The sequence below is a fragment of the Streptococcus pacificus genome (genome assembly GCF_016481305.1).
GTDB classification, from domain to species: Bacteria; Bacillota; Bacilli; order Lactobacillales; family Streptococcaceae; genus Streptococcus; species Streptococcus pacificus.
In genome coordinates this window covers 125,320-139,566 of record NZ_JAENBO010000004.1, presented here as the reverse complement: position 1 = coordinate 139,566, position 14,247 = coordinate 125,320, and the positions used below count along the sequence as shown (strand labels likewise).

At 36.0% G+C, this 14,247-nt stretch carries 8 protein-coding genes; 4 read left to right on the top strand and 4 right to left on the bottom strand.

Annotation, left to right across the window (positions count from 1 at the left end):
* Positions 1-123: 123 nt before the first annotated feature.
* Positions 124-6,036: a discoidin domain-containing protein gene (locus tag JHK62_RS06175; RefSeq protein WP_199575892.1), complete on the bottom strand. Its 5,913-nt coding sequence runs from the start codon at positions 6,034-6,036 to the stop codon at positions 124-126.
* Positions 6,037-6,447: 411 nt separating this feature from the next.
* Between JHK62_RS06175 and JHK62_RS06170 the strand changes: the two genes are divergently transcribed.
* Complete coding sequence (locus tag JHK62_RS06170) at positions 6,448-7,704, top strand: transglutaminase domain-containing protein (protein WP_199575891.1); 1,257 nt, start codon at positions 6,448-6,450, stop codon at positions 7,702-7,704.
* Between the two features lie 179 nt (positions 7,705-7,883).
* Complete coding sequence (locus JHK62_RS06165; protein WP_199575890.1) at positions 7,884-8,372, top strand: hypothetical protein; 489 nt, start codon at positions 7,884-7,886, stop codon at positions 8,370-8,372.
* A 220-nt stretch (positions 8,373-8,592) separates the two neighbouring features.
* Here the strand turns inward: JHK62_RS06165 and dinB are convergent, their stop codons facing one another.
* Positions 8,593-9,687 carry a DNA polymerase IV gene (dinB, locus tag JHK62_RS06160; protein ID WP_199575889.1) on the bottom strand — a complete coding sequence of 365 codons (1,095 nt, stop codon included), beginning with the start codon at positions 9,685-9,687 and terminating at the stop codon, positions 8,593-8,595.
* A 204-nt stretch (positions 9,688-9,891) separates the two neighbouring features.
* On the opposite strand from dinB, the gene pflB reads away from it, so the two are divergent.
* Positions 9,892-12,204: a formate C-acetyltransferase gene (gene pflB, locus JHK62_RS06155; protein WP_213087414.1), complete on the top strand. Its 2,313-nt coding sequence runs from the start codon at positions 9,892-9,894 to the stop codon at positions 12,202-12,204.
* Between the two features lie 63 nt (positions 12,205-12,267).
* The gene (locus JHK62_RS06150; protein WP_199575888.1) at positions 12,268-12,708 is read left to right on the top strand and encodes a GNAT family N-acetyltransferase; all 441 of its coding nucleotides are present in this window, start codon (positions 12,268-12,270) and stop codon (positions 12,706-12,708) included.
* A 50-nt stretch (positions 12,709-12,758) separates the two neighbouring features.
* Here JHK62_RS06150 and JHK62_RS06145 read toward each other — a convergent pair whose 3' ends face one another.
* Positions 12,759-13,541, bottom strand: a complete 783-nt coding sequence (locus JHK62_RS06145) for a histidine phosphatase family protein (RefSeq protein WP_199575887.1) — start codon at positions 13,539-13,541, stop codon at positions 12,759-12,761.
* Positions 13,542-13,841: 300 nt separating this feature from the next.
* Positions 13,842-14,168: a nuclear transport factor 2 family protein gene (locus JHK62_RS06140; protein ID WP_199575886.1), complete on the bottom strand. Its 327-nt coding sequence runs from the start codon at positions 14,166-14,168 to the stop codon at positions 13,842-13,844.
* Between the last annotated feature and the right edge of the window lie 79 nt (positions 14,169-14,247).

Genomic DNA, 14,247 nt, shown 5'->3' with positions numbered 1-14,247 from the left:
TAAAGTATTTTGATAATGAAACTATTTTAACAAGTCAAGAGGGAAATTATCTTATTAAACGAAAAAGACAAATCAGTTAACTGATTTGTCTTTTTGTTTAGTGAACACTTGGATTAATAATTATCACTCTTGCTCACCTTTTTTTCTGCCATAACCATATAAAGCGAGTGATGATAAAGCTAACATGGTGCCTAACACTGCTGAGTTTGTCGCATCACCAGTGTTTGGTAAAGTATTAGCTGAAGTGCTTTTCACTTCTTTTTGCTCTACTTTGTCTTTTGTTTGCTTATCTTCTTTACTCATTGGCTCTGGTTTGCCATCAAAGGCTAGTAATTGATGGCTTGGCGCGTCTGATGGTACCTTACTTTCAAGTCTTCCTTCAAAGATTGGCTTGTCTTGTGCTTTAGGTGCCACTTTTGGTACAGAAGTTTCAGGAACAAAATCTGATTCTGGTAACTGATAGCTTGGAGCTTCTGATGGCACCTTACTTTCAAGTTTCCCTTCGAAGACCGGTTTATCTTGTGCTGTTGGTGCGTCTGATGGCACTTTTGTTTCTCTCGCCTGATAAACAATACCATATTCACTGAAGTGTTTTGCCACAAACACAACGCCTTGTTGTGTTTTACCATTAGCATCCACATAACTTGTCATCGTAAAGTCAAGCTCTTCTTCTTGATCTGTATTTGGGAGGTAAACCACTTTTGATACGGTTTTGCCTTCGTCTACTGGCATGATGACAAGTGTGTCTTTTAATGGACTGATGGCTTTACCATTAGCATCAACTAATGAGATATCAAAGAGATCATAGTCTTGGCCTTTAAGCACATTTGGTGTGCTTGGGTCTTTGGTTTCTTTATGCCCAACACTGATGCCTTCGATAGCTGCGATTTCGCCAACTTCTAATTGAACCATGACACCTGATGTGTCATCTTTTAGTTCTCGTTTTTCTGTTGAGAAGGTTAATTCAGGCACTTCGTTGACTACCCCTTTTCCATTGGTAAACACAATGGATGGTTTGTCTTCAGCTGTTGGTGCTGTATCTGGTACAGCTACTTGACCATCATTACCTGAACCAGAGATAACATAAAGTTCTTGCCCTGAAATAAAACCTCCAACACTAGCTTTGAAGTTTAATCTGATAAATTGTGCTTTATGATTCTGAGGTAGGTAAGCTACTTTATCACCACTACTTCTCACCCAATTAATCACTTCCCCAGTACTAGACCAGTTTTCACCATCAAGACTAGTATCTATTGTCAAGCTAGTCAATGTCCCGTTTCCAGCATCTCTACGTGGCACATAAATGATATGATCAACAGCTTTTACACTACCCATATCAAGTAGCATTGATGATGGCACAGCCTTGTCATTAAACCACTGGCTGTGATATTGCGTTGATTCATCACCATCAAATAATAATGTCAACGGTTGATTAGGTTGTTCAGGAGCTTCTGCAGTTGCAGTAATACCATCAATCTTATGAGAAAGATCTTTCGTCACTGTTTGTACTAAAATATTTTCAGACGGCTCTGAATTTCCAATTGGATTATTACCAATCACTCTGAAACGATAACTTGTTCCTGGCAAAAGATTGTAAACATTAAGAACGGTGTTTTCTGTTCGATCAACTTCAACAAACTGTGTTTGACCACCTTGTGATACTTCTTGTTCAACAATGTACCACATTGTTTTTGGATCTTTATGCCATGAAAGTGTAACACCACCTTGAGTTGTTCTACTTACTTTAACCTCAGTTGGAACAACTGCCTTATCTTCGTAATTAATGGTTTGACGAATTGGCATAGCTGAAATTGTTTGCGTTCTTAAATTATTGGCCACTAAAATAGTATCAAGTGAGCTTTCATCTACGATAACATCTTTCAATGCTTCCAAAGTGATATAAGCAATCTCTCCTGAACCTGTCATCGCTTCTTTTTGACCAAAGTTGACAAAACTGAATACGACATCTGTTTTTTCATCACGCGCACGAACACGAGAGAAATTTTCTGCTTGCTTGATAACGTCAGTTGGTATCACTGAATTGCTTACCAAACGATATTTTGTATTATCAAATTGGAAGACAGAAGTAAGCGCATTGGTATTGTCTAAATTATCCGCAATCAATCTCACCTTAACTTGTTCACCAGCCGTTAATTCTAACTTATCAGCTTCTAGGAAGACACGGCCAGAAGGCGCTTGAGTGGATGGTGTTTGCACACCACCTTCTAGTTGAACAGCAATGACACTAATATCTTGAGCATCAATCAGACCATTATTATTAACATCAACATGCTTGATATAATCAAAGTCGCTATCTTCCTTGCGAAGACCAGTATAATTTAAGAAGGATGTCTTATCATCTTCAGAGATTTTTCCATCGCGATTAATATCACCCACAACTTCCATTCTTGTTCCAGGTTTTTTGAAGATTAAAATTTCTTCACCGGAAACAAAATTGTTATATCCTGCAGCAATATTAGCACGAACGTAACGGGCTTTAGGAGCTGTAAAGCGATATGTTTTGACTTGCTTATCTCTGTTCCAATTGGTGTAATACTCATCTCTTGTCCAGTTTTTACCGTCTTCACTCGTTTCAAAGAAGAGTCTAGTAATAATACCGTTTGAACCACCATCAGTTCTTGGATGATACTCTAGATAATCGACTTGATAAACCCCACCAAGATCCATAGTAATGGTTGCTGGGAAGGTTACTGGTTGACGCCATTGACTATGGAATTGATCTCCCAATTGTTTGTTAAACAATTTTTCAAGACCCTGACCTGGTTGTGCAGTCATACTTGAAGTGGCACTAATTCCTTCAATAGCATTCATCAATGGGTCTTCACTAGTTTTAGCAGTAATCACATCTGACCAAGCAGAAACGCCTTTAGCATTAACTGCTCTAACGGCAAACTCGTGTGAACTACCATAGTTTAAGTCTTCAAACAAGAAAGAGTTGCCTTTAATGTCTGTATAGATAACACCATCTCTCTTAACATCATAGGTATCAGCATCATCCACTGGTTGCCAAACAACTGTGATAGAAGTGGCAGAAATGAGTTCTTCTGGTGCTTCCACTTGAGTTGGAACAGTTGGTTCAGCTAAATCTTCTGGAACTTCTTTGTCTGTGGCTTTATTAATGAAACCATTAATTGTTACGACAATTTTAGAGGCTGTTACATCGCTTGCTGCCAATTTAATCTTGACAAGACTATTTTGAGTTACACGTAATCCTTGAACTTCTGTACTCTTAGGATTATAAGTTTCCATAATTGGATCTTCATGATAGAAGAAAACGTTACTACCATTTTGATAGGCTTCTAAACTATTGACACGTGTTAGTGTAATGGCTTCACCATTGATTGTTGCGGTCACCCTATCAACATCTTCAGAAACATTAACATGAAGTTCAGTGGTTTTGTTTTTGTTGAATCCTTCAAAACTGCCCTCAGTAGCATTGATGGTTAAAACAGCTGTCCCTGTTTCATTAGAGTCACCAGCATGACTCTCAATCAGTGTTTTTGCAACATTACCTGATTTGTAATCAACGGTTAAACCATCATCTTCAACGAGGGTAAAGCTTGAGTCCTTATGAGGGTAGAAAGTAATGAGACGATTAGTACGATCAATCTCAGTGGGATTGTTATTAGGATTTGTCATCGGGATAATTGCCCCGTTTTTAACAAATACAGGAATTTTCCAAAGAGGTGCTTCAAAACCATTCAAGACTTGACCACCTTGGTATTTTTCACCAGTGTAAAAATCAATCCACTCAATAGAAGCATCTGGCAAGAAGATGTTATTGCGAATATCATCACCATTTTCTTGCATGGCAGTGTCTTGATAGATTGGTGCCACTAATAAGTTATCACCATACATATATTGATATTGAACAGATTTAGAATAATTGATAGCTTCATCTGGGAAATCAATGAGCATGGCTCTTACAATTGGTTTTCCTTCAGTGCTTGCTTGATGACCAGTTGAATAGGCGTAAGGCACTAAAGTAGATTTGCGTTTTAATGAAATTCTGTTTAAGTCTGTTGTCTTATCATCAAATGAGAATGGCGTCTTAGGTTTTGCTCCCCAACCATCCATATTCATCATGATTGAAGTGAAAGTCTTCCATTGATATTCTCTAGCATTGATAATCGGATTAGCACCACCAAAAATACCATCCATATCAGAACCCATATTAGGATTTCCTGACAAACCTAAACCAATATAAGTTGGGATGTGGAAACGAATGTATTCCCATTCTCCTCCTGTTTGGTCACCACTCCAGATGGCCGCGCTACGTTGGGTTCCTCCCCAGCCATCAAGTGAGATGATAAATGGTCTTGCACGTTCTTCACTCTTTTCAGTAATGAGTTCAGCACCCTTATCCACACCATTTAAACCAAAGGAATAACCTGGTCCTACCCAAGCCACGTCGGTTTTAATCACTCGAATGCCGGCTTCACCGACTTCTTTGTCGATATCTCTATGAAGAACCACATCTTTACTAGGATCAGTATCATATAAGTCAGATTGCGTCCACAATCCTACCTTAACACCATTTTCTTTGGCATAATCAACGAATGATTTTAAGTTTTGAATGTTACCATCTAGGCTATCTGTTTGACCATAGCCTGCGCCATAACCATCATTTGGTAAGAACCATGATAAAGGCATATCCATTGCTTTATAGCGATCAATCACTGCACGAGCTGAGAATTTATAACTATTTCCTTCACCATTTAAGGTTTCTTTGATCGCATTTGGACGGTCAGCTTCAGGCAATTGGTTGGGTTGATATTCTTTGTAATACTTCCCATCTAATAAAATAGCGCCTCTGGTATTGCTAGGCACTTCTAACCAATAATCTCTGTTGTAGGCATTTAAATGACCTAGATAAAGGGCATATTCTGGTAGAACAGCAGGTGAACCAGTTAATTCATAGTAGTCTTTTAAAAGATTGGCAGGGGTGTTATTAACAAAGAAATAAGCATCAAAACGATCTTCGTCATGAGCGGTTGTCATAAGTGATGGCTCTTCTGTACCAAAATCATACTGTCCACGCTTAAAGGTATTTCTAAGAACACCGTAGCCTTTAGTTGACCAATAAAATGGATTTGGTGAGGCCACACCACCATCTACCCAATTGTTTTCATTCACAATATTAATCTTGTTACCCTTATGAGTAAAACGACCATTTTGCATCCCACCACCAAAGAAATACTCATTATCAGCTTGAGATAGGGTTTGCGTTGTCTTATTAGAAGTGATTTGAACTGGAAGAACCTCTTTGGTGATAAGATTGTTAGAAATCTTGTCAAAAATAGACATTCTTGCCGTTTGCTTATCAAAGACTAGTTCTACCTTGTCAGTTGCTATCTTATAGCTAGTCTCATCTTCAGTCATACTCCCCAAAGCACTGTTTGTGTCTCGGTAGTTTTCTAATGTCTTAATCGCAATTTTTGCTGGTCTATCTTCTCTGCTTGGTGCTGGATCTTCTACAAATTCACCGGTCTTATCAATATAGTATCTAAAGACATGGTCATTATATAAGCTAACTCTAGCTTTCTCACCAGTATGATAAACAATGTTAGCCACACCATTTTCAAAGGTTAATGAATCAATAGCACCAACCGCATTGAGTGGTTTTTCAAAAACTTCAGTCACTTCTGCTTCTTCATTCTCCTCAAGTGCTGTTGCGAACACAGGGACATCTGCTACTGTTTCAGCAGTTGTTTCACCTGAATTATCCGTATCAACCACTAAAGTTTCAGCCGTCTCTTGAGGTTTTTCAGCAAGGTTAACAGCTTTGTCTACAGCTTGTGATGATTCACTAATATTTTCTGTATTAGCATTATCTTGCTCTGATGATTGGACATCATTAGTCACTGTTTCTGTAGTCACTGTTGTTGTTTCTATTTGATCAGCCAAAACAGGACTAACACCAAATAGTGATGCTCCTATAGCAACAGAAGCAACACCTACAGACAAACGTCTAATTGAAAATTTTAATCTTTTATAGTAAGAAAAATTTTTCATTTTGTATCTCCCTTTGTTTTAATCAGTTTTTTAGAAAACGTTTACAGGAAATATTTTAACACGATAATAAACATTTGTACACATAAGAAAACACTCCTAATTCACAATTTATTTCGAATTCGTATATTAATAGATTAAATGGAAAAATCATTGTCTATCAAGTAAATTCGTAAATGATTGTATTGTGTTTGAAGAAACTAAATAAAGCAGTTAAACGTTGATTTTCACAAAGATTCAAAGAATAAAATGTTTTTATTATCAAATAATAGTCTAAAGTTAATATATTATTTTTTTATTTTAATACTTAAAAAATTTTTATTGTTCTTATAAATTTATGATTAGACAATAAATAGACTCTATCTTAAACTTGTGCTATATTAAGAGTGATGACAAGATAATAAGGAGAACAAAATGAGGAAATTAAGATATGTTTTATTATTGTGTCTAGCCATTGTTCTATCAGGATGCTCTAATACTAATCCCTTTTATAATAAACAAGATATTTCATCTAATAGTTACCTAGCAAATCAGATAAACGACGATGAATTCGATTTGAATTATGCCAATCCTGTTATTATTATGCAAAAAAGCCAGGAATTAGGGCTAACAAAAAAGTTTTACTTTCAACAATTAAATGATAAGGAAAAATATGCTTATATCCAGATAGTAGAAGGATTTGAAAACTATCAATCAAACATTAAAATCAATAAAGTTAGTGACGAAAGTATCCTAAAAGTTCGTCAAGCATTAACTCTTGACAATCCCAAATATTTTTGGAGTAGAAATTTAAAACAAATCAAGACTTTGGATAATGAATATTTGGAAATGGTTTATGATATTCCAAACAATGCCAAAGACACTAAAGAAGAAATTGAGTCAATTGCTGATAATGTGATCAAGAATATGCCAAATGGTTCTGACTATGATAAAGTCAAATACCTCTATGAATATGTCATTACTAATACTGAATATAATGAACAAGCCAGTAACAATCAAGACATTAGAAGCGTTTTTCTAACTCAATCCTCTGTTTGTATGGGTTACTCTCTATCATTTGAATATTTAGCAGATAAAGCAGGAATTGAAAGCTTTTTAGCTGTTGGAAAATTTACAAACTCAACATTGCAAAGCGATATGGAAAGCTCAGGTTTTGATTTCCATGCTTGGAATGGTGTTAAAATTAATGGCAACTACTATTGGGTTGATACAACCTGGGGAGATACAGCAATGGATCATCCTGAAATAAAATTCTCTGAAAATCCTATTGATTACAGCTATCTTTGTGTGACGGATGACGTTATCAATCGCTCACGACAACTTGATAACAATCTCGATAGTTATTTTAATTACCACATTGAAACGTCTCAAGGCATTTGGCAATTCCCACAATTTACTGACTCTTCTCTTGATTATTATAAAAGACAGGGACAAACCCTTGACACTTTTGATAGTAATCAATTTAATAATTATATTATCAATCAAATTGATAGTGGTAAAACTGTCATTGAATTAGCTTTTTCAAACGAAGCCAATTATAAAGCAGCTCTTAACTATTTAAATACTAATAATATCTCACAATTATTAGCTGACCACTATCAAACCAGAATTGCAACTCGTTGGATTTACCAAAACTACTCTTACCGCATCAATTTAGAAGTCACTAAGTAGCTCATACAGGTTTCTTAATTTATTTCATACAGTTCATTTAGACATTTTTTAAATAGACAATAACATTTTATAAACCATAAAAATCATCTAAAACTCGTTCCCTAGCTACATTCCACTATTGTCTTTTTGAATAAATATGGTATAATGTAACGTGTTTAATTTTATTATGAGGAGAAAAAATGAAATCGTTAACAAAAATTCGCCAAGCTATTCGTACTAGCACAATCGCAATTATATGTATTAATATTTTTGCAATGGTTGTATCTGTTTTGACCACGTGGGGCATGATTGTCTCTTTGAATAACATTGATCAAATTGCTCTTACTGACCCTGTTCTCGCTGATACCATTAAAGGAAGTGCTACACCCACCTTTTTTATTTCAATAATAATTGCAATTATTGTCTTAATTGTCATTTCTTTTCTTTGTTTCCAGAATCTCAAACGTTTGAAGCAAAATGAAATGGTAAAAAAACTCCCATACTACATTGGAATTGGTTATTACCTAATAAACATTGCAGCTTCTTTAGTTTTTATGTTATCAGCTAACCAAATGTCAATGCCAAGTCTTATTGTTCAATTTGTTTTAATAGCTCTCTATTCTTTCACTCTATATAAAGTCACTGAATTAGAAAATAATACTACTCAAGAAGAGACACAAGAGATTTAAACATACTAAAAGCGTAGCTATACTGGCTACGCTTTTGTTAAAGTTATCGTTATTGACCAATCTTTATCTTTATTTTTTATTTAAAGCATCTCAATACAATGAATTGGTTGAAGAGTCATTTAAATTAAAAGAAGAAAATAATAACAAAACAGACAAGACTTCGCCCATTACAAATGAACCTGTAAGTGACCTTTCAGTTGAGAAACACAGTGAATGACCCTCACAAATCAAGTAAAATATCATGACTAGTGTCTTCAAAACCACTAACTGTCACGCCCAATAGTCGGACACCTGTTTTATTTTCAGGTAAGCTTTCAAATAATTGATAGACTTCTTGTTCTATAGTCGTTTTGTCTTGCGTAGCCTCTTCTAGGCTACGTCTTTTTGTTTTGGTTTCAAAATCAGAATAACGAATTTTTAGAATAATGATTTTTCCAAAATTATTCATTTCTTCTAAGACCTTAACCACTCGAACAACTAACTTTGTTAACTCTGCCTGAATATCTTCTTCAGCATATAAGCGTTTAGCATAGGTTTTTTCTTTACCAATGGATTTTCTAATCCTATCTGTTTTGACAGGGCTATTACTGATTCCTCTGGCCTTGCGAAAAAGCTCATAGCCAAAACGACCAAAAGTATCCATGAGTTCTTGTTCTGAGTAGACTAGGAGATCTGACCCTTTTTTGATACCCATTTTTTGTAATTGCGCAACGGATTTCACCCCGACACCATGAAATTTTTCAATCGGTAAATCAGCTAAAAAACGTTGGGCATCCTCTGGCAGAATGACAGTTAAACCTTTTGGTTTTTGGTAATCACTAGCCAGTTTAGCTAAAAATTTATTGTAGGAAACACCTGCCGAACAGGTGAGTTGTAATTCTTTCCAAATGTCATATTGAATGAGTTTTGCAATTTTTATCGCAGAAGAGATACCCAGTTTATTTTCGGTCACATCAAGGTAGGCTTCATCAATACTGACGGGTTCAAAAATATCTGTGTAACGTTTAAAGATGCTTCTAATCTGCTTGGCAATCACTCTATATTTTTCATGATTTCCTGAAATAAAAATCGCCGTTGGACATAATTCATAAGCTTCTTTTGAACTCATTGCTGAATGAATACCATATTTTCTTGCTTCGTAGTTTGCTGTTGCAACCACACCTCTACCACCTGTTTGTCTGGGATCACTACCAATCACAACTGGTTTACCCTTTAATTTTGGATTATCTCTTTCTTCAACGGACGCAAAAAAAGCATCCATGTCGATATGGATAATTTTCCGTGATAAATCGTTGACCAAAGGGTAAATTAACATAACAAACCTCCTACACCATTATACCGCTTATTTCATTTTCTGAAAAACATTAAACTTATAATACAGATTTACTGTTTCATCCAACTGTATTATAAAAGAAATCCCTTTATTATGCCATTTTCTCTTGTTGGTAGCGATTACTATATGATAAAATGAAGATGTAAAATATAACAGATTAGCTAAAACATAATAAGGAGAATTCTTATGGCAACTGTAAAAACAAATACTGATATTTTTGAAAAAGCTTGGGAAGGCTTTAAAGGCACTGACTGGAAAGAAAAAGCAAGTGTTTCTAGATTCGTCCAAGCTAACTACACCCCTTATGATGGTGACGAGAGCTTCTTAGCTGGTCCAACTGAACGTTCGCTTCACATCAAAAAAATTGTTGAAGAAACAAAAGCACATTATGAAGCAACTCGTTTCCCATACGATAACCGTCCAACTTCTATTGCTGATATTCCAGCAGGATTTATCGATAAAGAAAATGAACTTATTTTTGGTATTCAAAATGATGAATTGTTTAAACTAAACTTCATGCCAAAGGGTGGTATTCGTATGGCAGAAACCACTTTGAAAGAAAATGGTTATGAACCAGATCCAGCAGTTCATGAAATCTTTACTAAACATGTCACAACAGTTAATGACGGTATTTTCCGTGCTTACACTTCAAATATCCGTCGTGCTCGTCACGCGCACACTGTTACTGGTTTACCAGACGCTTATTCTCGTGGACGTATCATTGGTGTTTATGCACGTCTAGCCCTTTACGGTGCTGACTTCTTGATGCAAGAAAAAGTTAACGACTGGAATGCTATCACTGAAATCGATGAAGAAACTATTCGTCTTCGTGAAGAAATCAACCTTCAATACCAAGCTCTTGGTGATGTTGTTAAACTTGGTGATCTTTATGGTGTTGATGTTCGTCGTCCAGCAATGAACGTTAAAGAAGCTATCCAATGGGTAAACATTGCATTCATGGCAGTTTGTCGTGTCATCAATGGTGCCGCAACTTCTCTTGGACGTGTGCCAATCGTTCTTGATGTTTTTGCAGAACGTGACCTTGCTCGTGGTACATTTACTGAATCAGAAATCCAAGAATTTGTTGATGATTTCGTTATGAAACTTCGTACTGTTAAATTTGCACGTACTAAAGCTTATGACCAATTATACTCAGGTGACCCTACTTTCATCACAACATCTATGGCTGGTATGGGTAACGATGGTCGTCACCGTGTCACTAAGATGGACTACCGTTTCCTAAACACTCTTGATAACATTGGTAACTCTCCAGAACCTAACTTAACCGTTCTTTGGACAGACAAATTACCATACTCATTCCGTCGCTACTGTATGAGCATGAGCCACAAACACTCTTCTATCCAATACGAAGGGGTAACAACAATGGCTAAAGATGGTTATGGTGAAATGTCATGTATCTCTTGTTGTGTATCACCACTTGACCCTGAAAATGAAGAAAAACGTCACAACATCCAATACTTTGGTGCTCGTGTAAACGTCCTTAAGGCTCTTCTTACTGGTCTTAATGGTGGTTATGACGATGTTCATAAAGACTACAAAGTCTTTGATATCGAACCAGTTACATCAGATGTCCTTGACTTTGATGAAGTAAAAGCTAACTTTGAAAAATCTCTTGACTGGTTGACAGACACTTATGTAGATGCTCTTAACATCATCCACTACATGACTGATAAATACAACTACGAAGCCGTTCAAATGGCCTTCTTACCATCACATCAACGTGCTAACATGGGATTTGGTATCTGTGGATTTGCAAACACAGTTGATACACTTTCAGCAATCAAATACGCTACTGTTAAACCAATCCGTGACGAAGATGGTTACATCTACGACTATGAAACAATTGGTGAATTCCCTCGTTGGGGTGAAGATGACCCTCGTTCAAATGAACTTGCAGAATGGTTGATTGAAGCTTATACAACTCGTTTAAGAAGCCACAAACTTTATAAAGATGCTGAAGCAACTGTGTCACTTCTTACAATCACTTCTAACGTTGCTTACTCTAAACAAACTGGTAACTCTCCAGTTCATAAAGGTGTTTACTTAAATGAAGATGGTTCAGTAAACCTTTCTAAACTTGAATTCTTCTCACCAGGTGCTAACCCATCAAACAAAGCTAAAGGTGGTTGGTTACAAAACCTTAACTCACTAGCTAGTCTTGACTTTAGTTATGCTGCTGATGGTATCTCACTTACAACACAAGTATCACCTCGTGCACTTGGTAAAACTTATGATGAACAAGTTGAAAACCTTGTCACAGTACTTGATGGTTATTTTGAAAATGGTGGTCAACACGTTAACCTAAACGTTATGGACCTTAACGATGTCTATGATAAAATCATGGCTGGTGAAGATGTTATCGTTCGTATCTCAGGATACTGTGTTAACACTAAATACCTCACACCAGAACAAAAAACAGAATTAACACAACGTGTCTTCCATGAAGTTCTTTCAATGGATGATGCCTTGCAAGGTTAAGCCTTACTCCTCAAACAACTTTGTCAGTCTTGACAAAGTTGTTTTTTTCGTTACAATGACACTATGGAAATAAAATATACTTTACAAACAAACAATACCATTTATCAAGATGCTCTAAGGATTCGAAGGGAAGTTTTTGTCAAAGAACAAGGAGTCTCAGAAACCATTGAAATTGATGATAAGGAAGATAAATGCCTCCACTTTGTTCTCTATAATGATGATCAAAAAGCTGTTGCCACAGCACGTTTATTCCCTAACGCTAATCACCAAGTCATTTTACAAAGAATGGCAGTTCTAAAAGCCTTCAGAGGACAACATTGGGGGCAAATTCTCTTGAAACAGATGCTTGAAATAGCTAGTCAACAACACTATCAAGAGATGATTTTGCATGCCCAATTAACAGCCAAGGCATTTTACCAAAAATTAGGCTTCACAGCCTTTGGTGAGATTTTTGAGGAAGCCGGCATTAAGCACATCTCAATGAAAAAAAACCTATCACATTAAAAGTGATAGGTTTTTTCATTTCAGTTCTTCGATTAATACTTCTGATAAGCTTAAGAAGCTAAATCAAGCCATTGCTCTAAACTAAGACTAGCAATAACATTTGGCACTCCTGAGGTATCTGGCTCAAAAATAATCGTTTGACCAGCATTTAAGTAGTAACCATAAGCTTTCTCAAACTTTCCTTGATGGGTGAAAAGAACAATATTCTCACCGGCTGGTGGTGGTGTTACTGTCCAATTCCTTAACCCTTGAAGAGAACGTTCTAATTCGTCAGTATCACTAAAATTGAGTGAGCCTGTCAAATCACGATTCATCATTACTGGTTCCCCCATAGCAGCCACAGCATGTTGGTAGACAAAATAGTATTGACTAGACCAGACAGAGCTAACAGGAGCTTCCAACGTTTTGTAAACATTGCCAAGTTGAGTCATCGCCTCAATACTGCTCTCAGAAATACGTTGTCCGTCATCAATAGAACCAGGGATAGACTCACCTCCACTACCTCCAGATCCGGTGTAGCGATGAATAATAACAAGTCCCCCTTTAGCCAAGCGTTCTTTTAAGTCCGCAGGCGTGGTTGGTTCTGGATTGCCCAATTCATTTGTTGTCGCTGTTATAAATTGGTTGTTCTCATAAGCTGTATTAAAAATTTGTGCAGACGGATCATCATTAACTTCAGGACGTTGATTCGGCTCTACATCAGTTGTCATTTCACTAACCTCCATATTTTCTTTTGTTGATGGGGTTGATGTTTTATTAGTACTAGTGCAAGCAACTAAAAACAAGGCTAAAATTAGAATAATAGGAATAAAAAGCTTTCTTTTTGTCATCATCTGTCCTCCTCTAACAAATTAATCGTTGTTTGCAAAAACAACCGTTTGCTAAGATAGAGACAGTATAACAAATATCTGACGAGATAGAAAATAATCTGTTTTGGTGAGATATATAAGTATTTTTATTTCAGGTATCTTTTTTCTGATTTTTCTACCATTCTAATTTTCCTTCAGTTTTTATGACACTCTTAATATCTCTTCAAGTTTTGAAAAAATAAAAACAGTAATCTGAACTACTGTTTTCTTTAAATTCATTGTTTAATCTCTTAATTCACCAAACTAGTAATAGTTGTTAGATTATCACAAGATAAATTCATATTCTCTTACAATTAACCCTTCTTTAAACTCGAAAATATCACAGGATCTTTCACCAAGATTATTCCTCAAAATTGCTACAATCTTTGATGGATCCTGACCCATGAAAAACGATTCGACAACAAAAGAATTGGTGTTACCCTCGTAAGCAGATTTAATGGTGTCTAGATATTTTTCTTTCCCTTCAATTTTGGTGATGTCATTAGAATGAAGTTCCCAAACAACATCAGGAGAAAGAAATTGTTGATAAGACTCCCAATCACGTTCATTTTCTGCTTTAAAAAATAGAGCAAGTATGTCTTGTATATTCATTTTTCACCTCTGCAAATTCAAATTTGTTTGTATCACTAGTATTATATCATTTACAAGGCTTTCCTATATCATCTTTTTT